Source organism: Bifidobacterium sp. LCP19S3_E9 (assembly GCF_052121135.1).
GTDB classification, from domain to species: Bacteria; Actinomycetota; Actinomycetes; order Actinomycetales; family Bifidobacteriaceae; genus Bifidobacterium; species Bifidobacterium thermacidophilum.
Window position 1 is genome coordinate 55,038 of record NZ_JBQKEV010000006.1, and the last position, 20,640, is coordinate 75,677.

Genomic DNA, 20,640 nt, shown 5'->3' on the forward strand with positions numbered 1-20,640 from the left:
CCACAAACTGGTTACACTGACAAGCCCCTCAGCGTAACCAGTTTGTGGAAGACAGCAGGTGCTGGAGACCAGCTCAGCCGAGATAGGCGAGTTCGTCGGAGCTGAGCTCGAGTTCGTCGGCCTTGAGCGAATCAAGGATGGTTTCGGGTCGATGCGCGCCCGGAATCACGAACATGTGGTCGCCCTTGGCGAGCTCCCACGCGAGCACCACCCGCTGGTAGCTGACACCATGCTTCGCGGCGACTTCACGGAACGGGTCGAACAGATGCTCGTCGTAGGGGTGGCGATACCCGCCAAGCGGACTCCAGCACACGAATGCGAGGCCGAGTTTCGCACAGTAATCAAGCGTGTCCTGAGTTTCCAGATGAATCGGGGAATACTGGTTCTGCACGGCGACCAGCTTGTCGCCCAACACGCGCCGGGCGATATCCAGCTGTTCGATAGTGACGTTCGACACGCCCGCCCATTTGGCCACACCCTGGTCGAGCAGCGCCTTGATGCCTTCGCAGGACTCCTCATACGGGACCTCCGGGTCATGGCGGTGCAGGTACAGCAGGTCGATCGCGTCCACGCCGAGCGCCTGCGCCGACTGCTTGCCGTATTCGATGAGATGCTCCGGCTTGCCGTCACGCGGCCAGATCGGCTTGTCGCCGTCCCATGCGCGGCGCAACCCCACCTTGGTGGCGACCAGTACCTCGTCACGCGGGCCGTTCCACGTGTCAAGCGCCTCGCGCACCAGCTTCTCGCCAGTCTGCTCCTCCTCGCCGGGCGTGTAATATGCCCACGCGGTGTCGATATGGCGGCAGCCGGCGTCAAGGGAGGCATGCAGCGTCTCGATGCCGACCGCATGTCCGCGGTTGTTCTCGATGGTCAGCGGCATTTCGCCATGCCCGATGGCGGTGGTGTGGAACGGTCCCAGATCACGGAATAACGTCATGAATCCTCCTTCGCGGACACCGCATACCCTCATGGCAGGCGGCTGCCGGACAACGTGTCCGTCGGCCAAGCGGCCTCGGCGCCGATTCGCCTATCGCAGCTTGACGCAATCAGTTCCAGCCTACGGGCGGATATGGATTTCACCACGATTCCACCACGAGAATCCGCATGGGCTGGTCCTGCTAACGGCCGCCGAAACTGCCGCCACCGGTTCCACCGCCACCGCCACCGAAACCGCCACCGGAGAAACCGCCGCCCGACAGGCCGCCACCCGACGAATCCGCCGGATGCAGGACCGTGTTCGCCGCCTCCTGGACTTCGGTGAAACCAGCACCCAGCTGCGTACCCAGATCGGCGAAGGACGACGGGGAGAAGGAGGCCCCGGCAATCGCGCCACCCAATGCCGCAGCGTTGTTCGTGCCGAAACCCGTGTTCCAGTACACCGGGCGGTACATCCAGTACAGCAGCGAATCAGAGGCGTTGCTGTCAAGCCACGCGGGATCGGACAGTTCAGGAACCGCTTCGGCAAGCTGACGCATCACCTGCTCGGACATGCCGAACGCCGCCGCATATACGAGATACCGGTCCCATAGCGTGAGATCCAGCACGCCGCGATTCTTGAAATCGCTGAAATCGTTGAGATACTGCTTCAGCCCCTCCACTTGCATGGCAAGCGCCTTGCCGTTGTCGTTCAACCCGGTGAACCTCGTCAGGCTCAGGCACACGGCCAGGCAGAAGGCCAACGGCAGAATCAGCGCGAACTGCATGGCCAGATTGTCGTTGAACAGCACCATGCAGCCCAGCCCGTACACCACCGAGCATACGGCGGCGGCGAGCGCGCCTCGACCGTTGGACGTCGTGGCGGCGAGCGCGGCGAACTCGCCCGTGAACCGTTCGACCATAGACTCCTGCTTACGGGCGCCCGACTTCCAGTCGCTCATCGATTCGCGCATCCGGTCCATGTCGAACACCCGGCTGTTGACCCTGTGCCCCACGGTTTGCAGGAAATCAAGCAGCGCATCCTCGGAATCACACAGGTTCAGCTGTGCGCGCGTGCCGGGGTTGTCGCTTGCCGGTTCGATTGCGATGGTCACGTTGTCGCTCGAGCCGGAAGCCATGCCTTGCGCGGCCGGGGATGACGCGATCGCCGCGGACAGCGCGCGGGGGTCTGTGGTGGCGACGTTGATGCCGTTGTATGACTCGCTGTCGCCCGGCAGGATACGGATCGCATGCTTCGAAGCCAACGACAGCATGGTCGCCGACAGCGCGCGCGCATCCGTTTGCGACGAGGACACGTTCTCCAGCACGCCGTTGAGCCGTGCGGCGTTGTTAGGGCTCATATCGGGCGGGTCATGCCGGTAGACTACGTCTTTGGGACAGGCGGCCTTGCGGCGGCTGAACACCGCGGACACAATCAGCCACGCCGCCAAAGCGATGGCGACCAGTATAGCCAGTGTCACCTCGACCACCAGTGTTCTCGCCTTGATACGCTGGCTGTCTTTCCACGCCTGTTCCAGCTGGTCCTCATGCGCCATGAGAATGGCTTTGTGCTCGCCTTCCTCATGGCGTGCGATGCCGGAGGTCTTGGCCACGTCAAGCATGGCCACCAGGTCAAGATAGTCGCCGGACTTCACGTTGTATGCGGTGAACTTGAGCGAGCCGTCATCCGAGCGCGAAGTGGACGACGTACCCTCGTAATGCAGCCATGCCCACGAGTTCTTCGCAGTGATCCCCTCGGGGAAGGTGACCGTGCCGGTGAGTTTGCCGATCGGCACCTGGTTTGACGCACCGACCGGTTCCCACTGGAACGCCGCCACGTCATCATAGGCGGTGCTGACGCCCTTGAAAGTCATGGTGATATCAAAGCCGAGGCTGCTCGCCTCACTGGTGGCCGGGATATTCCAGCCAAGTTCCAGCGTGCCGTCAGGCGATCCTGCGGACGCGTCGTACGGTTCCAGGTCATCGCCGTTGACCCGGGCGAGATACCAGTGGCCCGCGTACGTGGAATCCCACGCACCGTTGGTGTCCGTCCCGGGAATGACCGGGTCGGCCTGCGTGTACGTGGTGCCGCTCGTGGTGTTGCGCACGCTGACACCGGTAATCGCGGTGAGCTGGGAAGGGTCGAGTTTGTACCGCTGGTAGAGCTGCCGCCACGGCTTGTCGCGATCCTTAAGCTTGACGTCGATATGCTCGGTGATCTTCAGGTCACCGTTGGCCAGCACCTTGACGCGGTAGTCCGCGCTGCGGTACGACAGGTCCGGGGAGTCGCCGTGCGGCGAGGTCATGACGACGGCGAACGCGCATACCAGGACTGTCACAATCCCGGCGATAATCGCCTTCACCCATATGCCAGCTTGATGTTTCATGGTTCACTCCCCTAGACAGACAGCTGCGACGCACAGCGAACGGCAGCGCGGCCGGTAATACCGGAATACCGCGGCGGCGGAAGATCAGAACTTCACCTGCGGGGCCTGCTTGGAGGCCTCGTCCACCTGGAAGTATTCCGCCTGTTCGAAGTGGAACAGGCCGGCGACGATATTGCTCGGGAAGGTCTCGATCGCGTTGTTGAGCTTCATGACAACATCGTTGTAGAACTGGCGTGCGTAGGCGATCTTCTGCTCGAGCTCCTGCAGTTGGCGCTGCAGGTCCATGAAGTTCTGGTTCGCCTGGAGCTGCGGATACGCCTCGGCGGTGGCCTGCAGGTTGAACAGGGCGCGGCTCAGGTCGTTCTCCGCGGCGATGCGTTCCGCGGTACCCGCCTGCTTGTCGGCGGCCACGGCAACAGCCTTGGCACGGGCCTCGGTGACCTGCGTGAACACCTGGGATTCATGGGTGGCGTACCCCTTGACGGTTTCCACAAGGTTCGGCACCAGATCGGCACGCTGCTTGAGCTGGACATCGATCTGCGCCCAACCGTTCTTGACCCGGTTGCGCAGGGTGACCAGATTGTTGTAGGCGCTGATCATCCACACAATGATCAGCAGCACGATGACGGCAATGATAATCCACACCATTGTTCTCTCCTTCGAAGACATCGGGGTCTCTTGAGCCCGGCAGGGACAGTCTGCAATACCAGCATCTCAGAAGGCTTGTACCAATGGCTAATTCCTCGGATTCTTGCGGTCTGCCCATCGAGGACTTATGCCTACCCATCGAGAACATGGTACTTCCCAAACTGGTGACGCCAAACCGCCTGTCAGCGTAGACAGTTTGTGAAAGGGAGCGCCACGGCTGCGGCGGCACAGGACGTTCCAGAGCGCAAGACGTTCAGGGCACACGACGTTTGAGAGTACAAGGTATTCAGAGCATAGGGCGTGGGGGGCAACAGGACATTCCATGCAAAAGGGCCGCCGGGAAATACTCCCGACGGCCCAATCAGCCAATCAATCGATTAGCCACAATCAGTTCAGCTGAACCGGACGATCATGCCATGTGCAGGCGTTCCGGCACGAAACCGAACCGATGCGCGATCAGTCCTCCTCGAACGGATCGAAATCGCGGCGCACACGGCGACGCGGACGCTCATGACGCTCCTCGCGGTCGGCGCGATACTCGTCATAGTGGTCATCCGCCGCATAGCGCGGGTTGCGGTCGTCACGACGGCCGCCACGATAGCCACGGCCACCACGGTCGTCACGCTCCGAACGCTCGGAACGACGGCCACGACGCGGACGATCATCATACTCATCATCACGATCATCACGGGAACGACGAGACGGACGCTCGTCATCATAACGGTCGTCACGGCTGCGGCGAGACGGACGGCGGTCGTCATCGTAACGGTCGTCGCGGTCATCACGGTCGGAACGACGGCCGCGACGCGGACGATCATCATACTCATCATCACGCTCGTCACGATCATCACGGGAACGACGGCCACCGCGATATCCGCGATCCTCGCCCTCGTCGCGACGGCCACGGCCGCCGCCACGACGCTCGTCACGCCCGCGACCGGCGGAACGCGGAGCCGAAGACTCCTGGTCCTCGAAACCGGGGATGGCCAGGGAAATCTTGCCGCGGTCATCCACACCCTGCACGACGACTTCGACGGTGTCGCCTTCCTTGAGCACGTCCTCAACGGCATCGATACGCTCGCCGTTGGCGAGGTTACGCACCTGGGAGATGTGCAGCAGGCCGTCGGTGCCCGGGGTCAGGTTCACGAACGCGCCGAAACTGGTGGTCTTAACGACCTTGCCGTTGTAAACCTCGCCCGGTTCAGGGACATGCGGGTTGGCGATGGAATCGATGATGCCCTTCGCCTTCTCGGCAGCCTCGCCGCCCTCGGAGGAGATGTAGACGGTGCCGTCGTCCTCGATGGTGATCTCGGCGCCGGTGTCCTCCTGGATCTGATTGATCATCTTGCCCTTCGGGCCGATAACCTCGCCGATCTTGTCGACAGGCACCTTGGTGGTGATGATACGCGGAGCGAACGGGCTCATTTCGGCCGGGCCGTCGATGCACTCGTTGATCAAGTCGAGAATCGTGGCGCGGGCTTCCTTCGCCTGCTGCAGTGCGGCGGCGAGCACGTCGGCCGGAATACCGTCGAGCTTGGTGTCCAGCTGCAACGCGGTGATGAACTCGGAGGTACCTGCCACCTTGAAGTCCATATCGCCGAATGCGTCCTCAGCGCCCAGGATGTCGGTCAGCGTCTTGTAGATGTGCTGGCCGTCAACGTCACCAGAGACCAGGCCCATCGCGATGCCTGCAACCGGGGCCTTCAGCGGCACGCCGGCGGACAGCAGCGACAGAGTGGAGGCGCACACGGAGCCCATGGAGGTGGAACCGTTGGAGCCAATGGCCTCGGAGACCTGACGGATGGCGTACGGGAACTCCTCGCGACTCGGCAGCACCGGCACGAGGGCCTTCTCGGCGAGGGCGCCATGGCCGATTTCGCGGCGCTTCGGGGAGCCGACACGGCCGGTTTCGCCGGTCGAATACGGCGGCATCTCGTAGTTGTGCATGTACCGCTTGGACTGCGGGCCGCTCAGCGCGTCGATCTGCTGTTCCATCTTGAGCATGCCGAGCGTGGTGACACCCAGGATCTGGGTTTCGCCGCGCTGGAAGAGGGCGGAGCCGTGCACGCGCGGCACGATGTCCACTTCGGCGGACAGGGTACGGATGTCGCGCAGTCCGCGGCCGTCGATGCGGTAGTCCTGGGTCAGGATGCGGCGGCGCACAATCTGGCGCTGCAGCTCCTTGAACGCGTTGCCGAGTTCCTTTTCCTTCTCGGCGTCGTCCATGTCGGTGAACTCGTTGGCCAGCTGCTCGCGCACCTGTTCCTTGATTTCGTGGATGCGCTCCTGACGAGGCAGCTTTTCCGCGATGGACAGGGCTTCGTCGAGCTGGGAGTGGGCGATTTCGTCGATGCGGTTGTAAAGGTCCTCGGTGTACTCCGGGAACAGCTGGAACTCCTTGGCCGGCTTCGGAGCCTTGGCCTTGAGCTCGTTCTGCGCTTCGCAAATCGTCTTGATGAACGGCTTGGCGGCCTCAAGACCGCCGGCGACGACTTCCTCATCCGGCTTGGTCTGGCCCTCGTCATAGATGAGGTGCCAGGCGTTCTTGCCGGCACCGGCCTCGATCATGGCGATCGCGACATCACCGTTCTCGACCACACGGCCGGCGACGACGATCTCGAAGACCGCGCGCTCACGCTCGCTCCAGCGCGGGAAGGCGACCCACTGGCCGTCGATCAGGGCGAGACGCACGCCGGAAACCGGGCCTTCGAACGGCAGACCGGAAATCATGGTGGACGCGGATGCGGCGTTCAGGGCAAGCACATCGTAGGCGTCGTCAGGGTTGACGGCGAGCACGGTCTCCACGACCTGCACTTCGTTGCGCAGCGTGTGCGGGAACAGCGGGCGCAGCGGGCGGTCGATGATACGGCAGGCGAGAATCGCCTCGGAGCTCGGGCGGCCCTCACGGCGGAAGAAGGAGCCCGGGATCTTGCCCGCGGCGTACATCTTCTCTTCCACGTCAACGGTCAGCGGGAAGAAGTCGTAGTTCTCCTTCGGGCTGGAACCGGCCGTGGTGGTGGACAGGACCATCGAATCATCATCAAGATAGGCGGCAACAGCCCCATCCGCCTGCTGGGCGAGACGACCCGTCTCGAAACGCAACGTGCGCTTGCCAAATGAACCATTGTCGATTACGGCCTCTACGGCCTTGATTTCGGGACCCTCCAAGGGTTCCTCCTTTGTTTGATTATCTATCTACCTAAACCATTACTGACCTGACGCAGGCCTTGCGTGTCACGCGGCATACCTGGCCGCGAATCCTTCGTTTTCCTCGTGTCAGAACGTCAGTTCCATTATTCACTTATTCGTTGACTTTTCGCTTGCGGCATCGCACCCCGTGTATGTCCCCGCCGGCCCCCGGTGTTGTCTTGCCTCGAAGGCGGCGACAGGCGCTGCCATGCTGCCTACCGCCGCCGACATCGGTCCGCCCCCTGTGGGCGGGACGTTTATGAGTTCGAGCGTGATATACGAGCGCCCGCGCACAAGGCACGGGCGTAAGTCTTCTATCGACGCAGGCCGAGACGGTCGATCAGGGAACGGTAACGATCGATGTCCTCGCGCTTGAGATAGTCAAGCAGACGACGACGGTCGCCGACCATGAGCAGCAGACCACGGCGCGAATGATGATCGTGCTTGTGGGTCTTGAGGTGCTCGGTCAAATCAGCGATGCGCTTGGTCAGCAGTGCAACCTGGACCTCCGGGGAACCGGTGTCGCCTTCGTGCGTCGCGTACTTGCTGATGATTTCCTGCTTGTCCTGAGCCGTAAGTGCCACGGCTTCCTCCTTGGGTTCTAGCTGCGCGGTGCCACCGGCCCAATGCCGGAGCGCTCTCTATCCGCGGGCGAAACACGCCAAAATATAATTGTAAACCAAGGTGTGGAAAACCTATGGCATGGCATTGTCAAGGACAAGCCGACGGTCAAACCGCCTCAAACCGCCTCGAGCAGGCCGCCGAACATCACGATGCACAACGCGGCCACCTCAATCACAAAGAACATGGTGAGTGAAGCCCAGCTGTGCGTGAGCGCGTTGAGCGGGGAATCCTTTCGGATCGCGACCAGCAGCCCGACGAACACCAGCGCGTAGACCGCCACCGCGGCGCCCGCCGCCATGATTCCGAGGTTTGCGGCGTTCGCCAGCGGTGCGTCCGAACCATACACGACATACGTCGAATACCAGAAATTGAATCGCAACAGGCACATGCCCGCGATGAACTGCTCGGCGATGACCCCAAGCACGAACACCACTCGCCACAGCCAACGACGCGAATCGACAATCAACATGCCGAGACCCGTGAACGCGAGCACCGTGACCAGCCAAGAGATGAACATGACCCCTTGCACAGACAGCTTGCTGACCGCGGCGACCAAATCGGAGGTATTGCGCACGGCGATATCACGGCCGATGCCATACGGCACGATGATGGCCAAGAGCAGCAATATTGCGAACACCGCCCATTGCACCGGATGTGACTTGCTGCGTTCGATATCTGCCAACGACAAATCGCTGTCTGGGATGGTGGGTTCGGGATGTTTGGACACATCCACGTGTTCGACCTTCCCCCGCACGATTTCGGTCGCGGTATTCGATTCGTCCGGAGCGGTGCTGGAATCGGCGGTGATGGCTTGCGCTGAGGAGGGGGTGGCGGCATCGTCTGCGTCACCGATCGTAGAGGGGACGGCCGCTTTTCCCGCATCGCCCGCATCGGAGAGGTCAATGACGCGGTCCGACGCCTTGGTCGCATCCATATCGATCACGTCAGTGTTCGCCCCGCCCGCGTTTGTGCTGTTGTGTGGGCTCGTCTCCGCCATGCATTGCCTCACTTGTCCGGACATGCGGCGCGATGGCCACACGCGTTGTTTCGCTATCCACTCTAGTATGCCGCATGCCGGATGGATGCGCACGAATCGGGGCAGGACATCGTCACATACATCTCCCTTATCGTCAGGCAATCAGGACAGACAAAATCTCAAATCTGCGCGAATCAGCGTGTGCCGGCGAGATATTGAGAGAAAAGTCTCAACATCTCTCGTCAACCGTGCTGTTTGCCGATTTTTTCAGATTTCCCGCGTGGCACACGAGACTGCCGGCACCTCGAAACCGTTGATATTGCTGGATTCTCAAGATTGGCCGCCACTTCGATCACCTTGTAAAATCTCAATTTCTCACGAAATCAGGTGTCAGGTGCGAGTTTTTCCGACTTTTTCCTGAACAACTCGCCAAATCGGCATCCAAACGCGAGATATTGAGACTCGCCTTCTCAGACTGTGCCAAGGCCGGTGCCGGCATACCGGACCGCGAAGTCACACAAACACTGGCGATGCCAACAGCGCTCCCAGCGTAACCAGTTTGGGGAGGGAGGGCGGCTGCGCGGGAATGGAAAAGCCCCGGGATTCCGGGGCTTGTGGAGCGGATGACGGGAATCGAACCCGCGTAATCAGTTTGGAAGACTGAGGCTCTACCATTGAGCTACATCCGCGCATCGCACCATCTGCAAGCATACGGCGCAACTCGTGTCATTATACACGAAACCGCGACGACGCGCCGCGCGCCGCAGATCTTCCACCGCTGTCGTGCGAGAATCAACTCACACAACAGACGGATTGGCGATCGCATCGGCCGCAGCAACAAACCGCGTCAGCATGCCTCGATTTTCCACTCGTACGGCTTGAGCGCCACCGTGCGCGGCAGGCTCACACCCTCGATGCTGTCGAGTGTGGCTGTCGCACCGCGGTTCGCGAAATTGAACACGCCAAGCAGCGTGCGTCCACCCGCCTGCCGGACCATCGCGAGAACACCGTCATCATGCGCGTCCCACGTCGTCACCCAAGCGTCGGGGGCGAAGCAGGGGTCCGAGCGCATTGCGCGCACATCCGCCATGCCTTCCCACAGCCGGTTCGGCAAGGTTCCGGGGACATCGCGCTTCGCGGCGTTCTTCCAGTTGAACTTGCTGCGGTGCAGATTGCGGCTGTCGGCGACACGGTCCGGGTCTTCCTTATAATCCCAGCCGTTGAGCTGACCGATTTCGTCGCCACAGTTGAGCATCGGGAACCCGCGAAGGAAGCCCATCGCGTGATGCATCAGCAGGTCACGCTGGATTGAGCGCTCGTACAGCGGCCGGTCATGCGTGATGATCGCCCGTTCGATGCCGCACAGGCTCGCCGTGATGCCGCAGCTACGCGCGTCGCCGGACGCCGGATCATAGTTGTACAGCTCACCCATCGACCAGCTGCCTGGCACCATGCCCTCATAGAAGTGGTACAGGAATTCCTTATGCTTGAGCGGGTCGATGCCCAGCTGGCGTTCGACATCCTCGTCCAGGCCCCAGCCGATGTCGTCATGGCAGCGCAGATAGTTGACGAACCAGCAGTTGTCGGGCAGCGCGTCGAGCTTGTCGATCTGGGTTTTCAGCAGCCGGGTATCGCCGTTGGCGAGCGCGCTCCACAAGTTGACCATGACGGACACGTTGTACAGCATGTGGCATTCGGGCTTTTCGGGAGTACCGAAGTAGGCGGCGAGCTCCTTGGGGGCCATGACGACCTCGCCTTTGAACACGACGGCTGGGCAGACGATTTCGGACATGATGCGCATCATGCGCACGATGGTGTGGACCTGCGGCAGGTTGCGGCAGTTGGTGCCGAGCTGCTTCCAGATGTACGGCACCGCGTCGATGCGGAAGACTTCGACGCCAAGATTGGCCAAATGCAGCAGGCTGGACATCATGGCGACGAAGACCTTGGGGTTGCGGTAGTTGAGGTCCCATTGGAACGGGTAGAACTGGGTCATGACCCATTTGTTCATCCGCTCGTTCCATGTGAAGTTGCCGGGCGCGGCGGTCGGGAAGACCTGTGGGACGACGGCATCATACTGGTCGGGGATGGTGCGGTCGTCATAGCAGAAGTAGTAGTCCTGATATTCGGGGTCGCCCGCTTGCGCGGCTTTCGCCCAGCGATGGGTGGACGCAGTGTGGTTCATGACGAAATCAAGGCACAGGCTGATGCCGGCCTTACGCAGTTTCGCAGTGAGGTCGGCGAGGTCCTGATTGGTGCCGATGGACGGGTCGACGGTGTCGAAATCCTCGATGGCGTAGCCGCCGTCGTTGTCCGGATGCGGCATGGTTAGCAGCGGCATGAGGTGCAGATAGGTCAGATGCTGCTCTTTGAGATAGTCGATATGTTTGGCGAGGTCGGTCAATTTGCCGGCGAACAGGTCGGTGTACATGGTCATGCCGAACATGTCGCCGCGGCGGTACCACTGCGGGTCCTGCTCGCGGGCGACGTCGAGACGCTTGAGGTCGGTGGGCCGGTCGGCGTGCGCTTTGGCCATAACACGTTCAAAATGCGCGAGTTCCGGCGAATCGCCGTACAACGAATGGAACAACTCTTCGAGTTCGGCGCGACGCGGCGCGAGGCGCTCGGCGAATACGGTATCGATATGCTTGGCAGCCATCTGAAACTCCTATGTCTCTCATCCCGGGACCGGTTCGTTCGGGTCCAGGTGGCTTTCAGTATATCGAACCGGTTCGAGCCGGGCAACGCGACACTCCGGATGCGGCGATATTCCACTGATTCCACGCCGCTGGAACGGTGCTATCTGCGAACGACCAATATCGCGACCGCCGAGGCGACCGGGCCGTCATGGCTCAGGGAGATATGCCAACGCCAGCGCGCACCCTCCCACGGTTGTGCGCCGGCATCCGACGCTGCGGGCACGTCACGTTGGACACCGCGCAAGGCCTCGGACAGTGCCCGTGCGTCATCGTCGGCAAGCACCACATGCGGCACCCCACGGGCATCATCAAGAATCTCGATCCGCGCCCACGGGACGTTGTCCACGGTGTATGGAAGCGGGCAGGTCTCTCCCAGCGCCTCGCACCACGCCTTGATTACCGCTTCCTTGCCGGCCCAGCGTGCGGCGAGATGCACAGCGTCGCCATCCGCCTTAAGTCGGCCGCGCAAGGCGCTCTGCCGCAGTTCGCGCGGCGAGAACAGCCGGCGCATGCCCCCGTCGGGTTCCGCGAGCTGTTCGGCGAAAACGTCCAGTGCCACGACATCATGGCCGAGGCCGACAATACGGTCCCCGGGTTCCTGCCCATCCATCGCCGTCATCGCCGCCTTCGATACCGCCGTTTCGTCCGAATCGCGCATCATCACACCGCAGTAAATCCGGTCACGAACGCGAAGAGGAGCGACAACCCGAGGAACACCAGGAACCACGGCGAACTCCAGCACGCCGCAACCGTACCCTGCGGGCTGCGGTTGGCCTTCATGTACCCGCGGATATCCCTGAACCGCAAGACAAGGTACAGCAGGGAACCCACGCCGACCGCGATGTAGAGCCCATAGCCGACGATGTTCTGCGCGTTTTCCGGCATCACGGTCAGCAAGCGGGAGAACAGGTCGGAGAAGACGAAATTATTCGTGATATGCAGTGCGATCGACCACACCAGCCCGTATTCGGCGGCGATATAGCCCAAAACCAGCCCGACGAGAATCGCGTAGGCGCCTTGCAGCAGATCCGTGTGGAAGAAACCGAACAGGACCGCGCTGGTGACAATCGAAAACACCTTGCCGTACTTGGCGAGCGCGGGCATCACCAGACCACGGAACAGCAGCTCCTCCATGATCGGGCCGAAGAATCCGGCGTACAGGACCATGGCGAGCGTGCCCATCGAGGCGTCGATGCTGTCCATCGCCGTGCTGGGCTGGAAGCCGAACAGGCCGGACAACCAGTCAAGTGCCGGTTCGAGAATGAACGAATACACGTCGGAAGCGCCGAGAATCAGCATGATGGCAAGCAGAAAGACGACAGGCGTCATCTTGCGGTGCGCGCGTTCGCCGCTGCCGGTCAGTTCCAGACGCAGCTCGTGCGGCAAGCCGTGCCATAACGGGTCGTGCGAACGCATGAGGGCCAGGTAGATCGCGCATCCGACGAGGGCGATCAGACTGACGGCGCCGGATATCCGATTACTGAATGCGTCACTGAACACCTCCGATTCGGGGGTGCCCTGAAGGATCATCACCGTGGCGATGGTCATTTGGGCGACCAGCGCGACCGCCGTCATCACGACGCAATAGAACAGCACAAGCCGCGCCTCGCGGCCGACCGCACGACGCACCTGCTGGGCGTAGGTGAGGAAGCGTCGAGGAATCCATGCAGGCTGTTGGGCCTGTGGCATCGGCTGCGGCGGGTAGGGGTATGGCGGGACCTGCTGGTAGGGCGGCACGGCTTGCGGCGGATAAGGGTATGGCTGATATGGCTGGGGCGGGACCGCCTGATACTGGTACGGCTGGTACGGGTAGGGCGGCATCTGCATCTGGATCGGATACGCGGGATTCGGGTATGGCGCCGCTGGAGCCGCCGGCTGCGGGAATTGCGGATATGGCTGAGGCTGCGCACTGGCCTGTGCTGGCGGAACCTGCTGATACTGCGGGTACGGCTGAGACTGCTGAGACTGCTGATACGCCCAGTACTGCTCAGCTTGATTATCGGTCGGCTGTCCAGCGGGCTGATATGAAGACTGCGGCGTGGCATACCCCGGTTGATACGCCGGCTGGTTTTCCGCCTGGCTCCCCGGCTGATATTCCTCTTGTGGATATTCGGATTGTTGATACCCCGGCCGATATTCCTGCCGCGCGGTCTGCTGCGGCTGCATCATCGGCGGCTGCTGGCCGGTCGGCGCGACATGTTCCGGCCGATTCATGCAAGTCTTGTCTGCATCATCGCTCTGGTCGCTCATATGCTCCCTTTCCTGCTTCACCCCGCACATGCGAGGCTGCCGTGCGCTGTCGTCATCGTCGTGTTGTCATCATCGCAGTCGCTGCTGACCGTTTCATGGGGATAAAACGCGCGCTGCGTCCGCCGACTCTGAGGAATCGCCCAGTGTCGGCGGACGCAGCAGGAATCAACGCGCCGGGCAGGCCGGACTGTCAGGACAATCCGGCCTCATGCGTAGGTCAGACCTCATAGTATCCGTCGGCCCCCAAACGGGCGTTCGAATCGAGCAGCATGGCCTTCTCGACTTCATGCGCGTCATAGCCGTGGCCGTCCTTGTGGAAGTGACGCTCGTCGATGGGCTCGTAGAGCGCGGCATGGCCCATCATGCCTTCTTCCAGACGACGGTGGCCGGCGGCCAGACGGCTGTTCGCGCGCTTGCGCCACGCTTGGAGCGTCTCATCGCCCGCGGTGTGCGCGACCGCAGCCTCGAAGGCGCCGGGGCTCACGATCGCCACGAAACCGCCGACATGGCCGAAGCCAAGGGATGTCGCCAATCCCGCCTTGACCGGACCGACCTTGATCGGGCTGGTCGGCCAGACCATGAAATCGTCACGCTTGAGCTTCGGATCGACGCAGTCGAGCGCAGCGTTCGCCGGGACGATGCCCGTGCGGAACAGCTGGGTCAGGCCGTTGATCTGGAACACGCAGGCGCCGCCCTTCGCGTGGCCCGTCAGGCTCTTCTGGGAGATGACGAGCAGCGGGTTGCCTTCGGTGCGGCCGATGGCGTGCGCGAGCGTGTTGTGCAGCTCGGACTCGTTCGGGTCGTTCGCGTTCGTGGACGTGTCGTGCTTGGAGACCACGGCGATATCGTCCGGAGTGACACCGAGCCGCGCCAAATCATGCACGAGCTTGGAATCGCGGCCACCCATGCCGGCGGCGAGCGCACCAAGACCCGGAGCCGGGATTGAGGCGTGCGCGCCATCCGCATAGGAGTGGATGAATCCGACGACGCCCGCGACCGGCAGGCCGAGCTTCAACGCGATATCGCCGCGCGTCAGCAGAATCGTGCCGCCGCCCTGCGATTCGACGAAGCCGCCGCGACGACGGTCGTTCGCGCGGGAGAAGAAGCGTGCGTCGATGCCTTTGGCGTACATTTCCTGGGCGTTGGCGGTGGCGTTCATGTTGCCGAAACCGATGACGGATTCGACGCCGATGTCGTCGATTGCGCCGGCGACCACGAAATCGGCCTTGCCGAGGGCAATCTTGTCAGCGCCCTCTTCGACGGAGACCGCGGCGGTCGCGCAGGCGGAGACCGGCTGGATGATATTGCCGTATCCGCCGATATACGACTGCATCACATGGGCGGCGACCACGTTGGGCAGCGCCTCTTGGAGGATGTCGGTCGGGATCTCATGGTTGAGGAAGCGGTCAAGGTACAGCTTGCGCATCGATTGCATGCCGCCGAAGCCGGTACCTTGTGTGTCCGCGACCATGGAGGGGTGCACGGCCTGCAAGATCTCCGTCGGGGTGAAGCCCGCGGACAGGTAGGCGTCCACCGTGGTGACGATGTTCCACAGGGCGATCGGGTCGACAGCGCCGACCATCGAAGCGGGGATGCCCCACTTGAGCGGGTCGAAGCCCTTCGGGAACTGGCCGCCGACCGTGCGGGTCATCGCTGCGCGGCGAGGCACACGGATCATCGAGCCGGCATGGCGGGTGACCACCCATTCTCCGGCTTCGGTATCCTCGCGGATGCTGGTGTGTGCTTCGTCAAGCTTGACGTATTCACGGGCCATGTCCTCGGTGGGCACGGAGAATTCGACGTCGTGGTCGAGGAAGATCTCAGCCTCCTCCTCGTCGTTGCCGCCGGTTTCGCCGTCACGCAGATAGTTGGAGCCCATGCCGTCCTCGAAGGGCCTGATGCCGCTTCGCGCCACGACCTCGTCATGATACCGTTCAGCGATATCTTCCTCGGGGACCAGGTTGCCGTCAGTGTCATACCAGCCGGCTTTCGGGCTATCCTGCCACGTGAGCAGGCCCATATTCCACGCGAGCTCGAGCACAGCGCCTGCGGACAGGTCGACACTGCCGTCGGCGTGGATGCCGAGCTCCGCCTGGGCGCGGGTACGTCCGGAGCCCCACGGGCCGAGTTCACCGACGGAGACGATCACGATCTCATCTTCAGGGCGCACGGTGACGTTGGTCCAATCCTTCAAATCAATGTCGGGCTGGCGGGGCACGCGCGGCGTCGGAAGGGCCTTGATGGTGGCCGCAGGGGCGGCTGCCGTGTTCCGGCCGTTGTCGGAGGCTTGCGATTCGGCGCGTGTTGCGTCTTCCATGGCCTCATGGCGCAAAGCGCTGATATCGATGGGCTCACTGCCCAGGCCACCGGTCAGACCCACGTCGAGCGGCGCCTTCTTGGCTTGTTCACGGGCTTCCTTCGTGGACAGGTCGAGCAGCTTGACGGCGATCTGCGCGGTCGAGTAGGTCTTCAGCCCGTGGCGTTCGACCACCTCGACGAGCGGGTCGTTGCCGCCCATCAGGCCGGTTCCCCGCACCCAGCCAATCTTCGGATGGGCGAAGGTGACACGGCCGGACCATACGCGTTCGGCGTGTGCACGGTTGACGATCGCATCGAAAGCGCTCTTGACTTCGCCGTAAGCGCCGTCGCCGCCGAAAATACCGCGGTTCGGGGAACCGGGCAGAATCACGTGGAGCCGGTGCTGCACGTCGGTGTCCGAGCCGATGGCCGCGAATCCGGTGATCGCGCGTTCCACGCCCCACAGCATGAGGCGCGCCTGCGACTCGAACAGTTCACCGGAGTCTGCCATGGTGCCGTGAACCGGCGGAGCGGCGAACGGGAAGAACAACGTGGGCTCGTACGCGGGTTTGATCACCGTGGTCGTGGCTCCAGAGGTCTTCTTCTGCTCGTGGCCGACCCAGTCAACCAACGCATCGACATCACGGTAGCTGGACAGGTTCGCAGGGACAAGCCACAGACGGGCTCCAGCGGCGGCATGCGTACGGTAAGCCTGCTTCGCCCACTGCTTGACGGACGGCTTGAAGCTGTGCGAGGTGGCGACGACAGTCGCACCCCCGGCCAGCAGACCGCACACAACCTGGGCGGCGATGGAGCGCGGGGCGACACCGGTGACGACGGCGATATCGCCGGCAAAGCGGGATGCCGCCGGATCGGCCTTCGGATCAGCAAGCGCCTGGGTGGCGATGGTGTCGTATATCGCGGCGAGATCGCGGTTGTCCTCGCGTTCAGCCTTGGCTGCGAACCACTTGGCCTGCTTGCATACCGCATCACCGGCGCCGGTGAAGTCCAGTCCGGCGACCGAACGGTCATCGTTGTAATACAGGCGTGCGAGATCCTCACGCGCGCTGGCCCAGCGGTCATCGAATTCGATGGCCTTGCGGGCGTCGAAGCGCGGTTCGACCTGCTTGGGCCAATCAACGCCGAGTTCCGCAGCGACAGTCTGGACGACTGCCACATCATCGTCGGCTTCAGGCTGTGCCGCAGGAGCGTTCAGCCCGAGCCGGTCGAGCACATAGCGGGCGGTGGATGCGAGTACGCCGGTAGACCCGGTGACCTGCTGCGCGAAGGCGTCAAGCGCGGCGGAATCAACCACTGCGCCTGAAGCGGAACCGGAAGCGGAGGGCAGTGCGACTGTGATGCTGCGGCTGGCGGCCACTTGTTGGACGGCTGCATCGATCAGGGCATTGGCGGCGGCTTGGCTCTGGGCGGTCTCGGTGCCGAGCGTCGCCAGATCCCCGCCACGCGAGGACGCCCCATCACGCGTGCCGAGCACAAGCGCGACGAGCACATGGGACGCCCAGCCTTCACCGAGCTGCCACGTGTCGGTCACCCGCTGCTCGACCTGCGCCTGCTTGATGCCGGCCGCACCGAACAGGTGACGGATGCGATCGCGCACGATATCTGCAAGCACTTGGCCGAACGGCTTGTAATTCGGGGCGACGTTGTCAACCAGCTTGCTCAGCGCGGAGACCGGCGCTTCGGCGGCGCCATCGACGCTGGCCACGCCCAGCTCGGAGCTGATATCCATAAGCAGCTGGTTGCGGCGCGAGGAGACGCCGTTGGTCAGCGTGTCCGTCGTGTCGTTGTCGCCGATCTGATCGGGGCGGATCTTGCCCGCGTAGGCGAGCAGCGCGGCGATTGCGTCGGAGGCATGGAATGGCAGATCAGCTGGGCGTTCGCCGGATGCGGCGGCAGGGGCCGCAGGAGCCGGGGCGGGCGCAATAGCGGCAGGCGCGGCAGGCGCGGCGGCTTGCGCTGCCGGAGCAGCCGGAGCAGCAGCCGGGGCGGTCACCGGAGCGGCGCTGTCCTCCTCGGTGTCGGTTTCGACGAGCGGATCAGTGTCGGTCATGTAGATGCGACCCTCATCACGCCCCACGTTGTACACCGTCACATGGCGGCCGGTGTACTGCGGCAGGCGCAGGGTCTTCGTGCCGAGGTTCGCGAGCGTCGGGGCGTTGCCCAGACCGACCTCGACGTATTCCTCAACGCCGAGCCCGTCATGCGCAGTAGCGCGGAACATGAGGTCCTGCGTCTCAATCCAACGCACCGGGCTGGCGAACTGCCAGGACAGCAGCTCGGTGAGCAGCAGTCTGCCGAGCTTCTGCTCGTCGGCTGCGTAAGAATCCCACACCTTCGGGTCGTCGAGCGCAGCCTTGATGCGTTCGGACGGCACGACGTCGAGAATCTTGCGCGCGAAATCACGCGTCATCTCGAACGGCACTGCCACAAGGTTCGGGATGTACCGGCCGACCAGACGCTGGTAATCGATGTACTGCGGCAGCAGCGCGTCCAGCTTGTCGCGGAATTCGGGCACGCCCTTGCGCAGCAGCCTTGAATGGAACGGCACGTCGATGCCGGGCACGAGCATGAAGGCCGGTTTGCCACCGTATTCCGCCACGCGGCGGGCCGCATCCGCCTTCAAAGCCTTGAGTCCGGCAATCGTACCGGCAATCGCGTACTGCTGGCCGGCGAGGTTGTAGTTGACAATCTGCAGGAACTCGCCGGACTGCTTGGCGATGCTCTCGACGTACTCTTCGACGCCGTCATCGCCGACGCCGAACTGGTTCGGCCGCAGCGCGCCCATCCGGTAGTTGGAACGCCCCTGTTCGTCGCGTTCGATGAGATGGTGCATGGTGGAGCCGCGGTGGAACACGAGCTCAAGCACGGTTTCCAGCGGGATGATACCGGCGAAGGAGCTCAGCGCGTTGTACTCGCCGAGCGAATGGCCGGCGAAGTAGGACGGCCACAGGTCGCAGCCGGCTTCGCGCAGACGTGCGGTCTGGGCGAACGCGACCGTGGCGAGCGCGACCTGCGTGAACTGGGTGAGATTGAGCAGCCCGTCGGGGTGCCGGTAGGTGACGCCGTTGGCGGTGAGCTCCTTCGGGTTGTCACGCACGACGGCGAGGATCGAGAATCCGAGCTTGCTGCGGGTCAAGGCGTCGGCACGCTCCCACACCTTGCGGGCGGCCGGGGATTTCGCGCGTTCGTCCAGGACCATGCCCTGCTTCTGGATGCCCTGGCCTGGGTAGACGAAGGCGGACACCGGCGGGCAGGTTGCGGCGGTGCCGCGCGAGACGAGCTGGCCGTCGATGCGGCAGGTGACTTCGAGCAGCAGGCCGCCATGGCGGATATGGCCGACGCGTTCGACGGTGATTTCCACCTGGTCGTCCAGTTGGACCATGCCGTACATGTTGTAGGTCCAGCCGGCGATTTCGTAGTGCATGCCCTTGTCATCCGCCGCCTGCACCACATGCTGGGCGGTGGCGGACAGCCACATGCCATGCACGAGCGGGGCGTCGAGGCCGCTGATTGCGGCGCCGCGCACGGAAGTGTGAATCGGGTTGAAATCGCCGGAAGTACGGGCGAAAGCAGTCATCTCGTGCGGGGCGCGGACAGTGACGCGGCGCAGCAAACGACGCGGGGTCGGCTCGGTGAGTTCGCCGGCCTGTTCTTTGGCGTCATCCTCGTTCGGGTTGTGAGACGGATTGTCCCGATAAGTGAGATATTCGCCGTAATCGGGGGCTTCGACAGGCAGCTCGTCGCTGTAGGCGCGGCCGCGGATCGCGAAGCGCTCGGTCTCATGCACAAGCACCGTGCCATCGGCGGCGGTATGCGTCACATGGATGGTAACCACGCGGCCGGAGGCGGATTCGGCGTACGGATCCGCCCAGCTGGTCAGGCTGACCTGCTCGCCGGTATGGCGCAGCAGCTCGCGTTCAGGCACTTGCAGTTCGATGAGATGGTCGAGATGAACTGCGTTGAGTAGGCCTTCGATAACCGGATAGCCGTCGACGCTCACCGAGCCGAGTGCCGCGTAAATCGCCGGCCACGCCGGTCCGACCAGCGCGTCGGGGGCGATACGCGAGGCGTTGAGGCCTTCCGGCAGGATTCCGGCGGTCGCAGCCTCATGGTCAACGCCGAGATTCGCAGACAGCGTGTACTGCGCATGTGCCAGGCCGAAGGGGTAGCGCTCAGTGTCATCCGATGGCGTGATTTCAGGCATCGTGACGAGCCTGTCACCGGTGATTGCGGTGTTACCAATGCCGGCGACCGCGGCGAGCATCGCGTACACGTGCTCGGGCAGGCGATCGCGGTCAACGACCGGCAGACGGCCGCGATCCGCGCCGCCCACGATGAGCGGAATCACGATGTCGCGCACCGCATGCTTGCCGAGCCCGCCGTCGGGATCCTTGTCCCAGAAGGTGTCGAGGTGAATGTCAAGGTCGAGCAGGGTCTTGTCGCCATCCGTGCCGACCTGTTCGATGCGGTAGTTCGTATCGTCCGCAGCCGTGCCGTACGCGGGATTGCTGGTCACATGGCCGATCCAGGAGATATTCGGACAGCTGCGCACATAGGCCTGCACGTCGGTGGCTCCGGCGAGCGTGCCGAGCGCGTCCGCAGCCGGTTCATCCGCCTGTGCGGCCTGGGCTTG

General features: G+C 63.1%; 9 protein-coding genes, 1 tRNA gene and 1 pseudogene. All 11 read right to left on the reverse strand.

The window, feature by feature from the left end; translation table 11 throughout:
* Positions 1 to 73: 73 nt before the first annotated feature.
* Complete coding sequence (locus ACTQYB_RS04470; RefSeq protein WP_441482017.1) at positions 74 to 937, reverse strand: aldo/keto reductase; 864 nt, start codon at positions 935 to 937, stop codon at positions 74 to 76.
* Between the two features lie 181 nt (positions 938 to 1,118).
* On the reverse strand, positions 1,119 to 3,302 hold the full coding sequence (locus ACTQYB_RS04475) for a DUF2207 family protein (RefSeq protein WP_441482018.1): 2,184 nt from the start codon (positions 3,300 to 3,302) through the stop codon (positions 1,119 to 1,121).
* Between the two features lie 84 nt (positions 3,303 to 3,386).
* On the reverse strand, positions 3,387 to 3,950 hold the full coding sequence (locus ACTQYB_RS04480) for a LemA family protein (RefSeq protein WP_033506066.1): 564 nt from the start codon (positions 3,948 to 3,950) through the stop codon (positions 3,387 to 3,389).
* Between the two features lie 456 nt (positions 3,951 to 4,406).
* Entirely contained in the window at positions 4,407 to 7,118 is a 2,712-nt protein-coding gene (locus tag ACTQYB_RS04485; protein ID WP_412170489.1) for a polyribonucleotide nucleotidyltransferase, read from the reverse strand.
* 335 nt (positions 7,119 to 7,453) lie between these two features.
* Positions 7,454 to 7,723: a 30S ribosomal protein S15 gene (gene rpsO / locus ACTQYB_RS04490; RefSeq protein ID WP_321046351.1), complete on the reverse strand. Its 270-nt coding sequence runs from the start codon at positions 7,721 to 7,723 to the stop codon at positions 7,454 to 7,456.
* A 155-nt stretch (positions 7,724 to 7,878) separates the two neighbouring features.
* Positions 7,879 to 8,571, reverse strand: coding sequence for a hypothetical protein (locus ACTQYB_RS04495; RefSeq protein WP_321046359.1), 693 nt, complete (start codon positions 8,569 to 8,571; stop codon positions 7,879 to 7,881).
* A 783-nt stretch (positions 8,572 to 9,354) separates the two neighbouring features.
* Positions 9,355 to 9,428, reverse strand: a tRNA-Gly gene (locus ACTQYB_RS04500).
* Between the two features lie 158 nt (positions 9,429 to 9,586).
* On the reverse strand, positions 9,587 to 11,398 hold the full coding sequence (locus ACTQYB_RS04505; RefSeq protein WP_441482019.1) for an amylosucrase: 1,812 nt from the start codon (positions 11,396 to 11,398) through the stop codon (positions 9,587 to 9,589).
* A gap of 140 nt (positions 11,399 to 11,538) precedes the next feature.
* Complete coding sequence (locus tag ACTQYB_RS04510) at positions 11,539 to 12,048, reverse strand: holo-ACP synthase (protein ID WP_441482054.1); 510 nt, start codon at positions 12,046 to 12,048, stop codon at positions 11,539 to 11,541.
* Positions 12,049 to 12,098: 50 nt separating this feature from the next.
* Complete coding sequence (locus ACTQYB_RS04515; protein WP_441482020.1) at positions 12,099 to 13,688, reverse strand: CPBP family intramembrane glutamic endopeptidase; 1,590 nt, start codon at positions 13,686 to 13,688, stop codon at positions 12,099 to 12,101.
* A gap of 217 nt (positions 13,689 to 13,905) precedes the next feature.
* Positions 13,906 to 20,556, reverse strand: a pseudogene (locus ACTQYB_RS04520) (acyltransferase domain-containing protein); the annotation flags it as partial.
* Between the last annotated feature and the right edge of the window lie 84 nt (positions 20,557 to 20,640).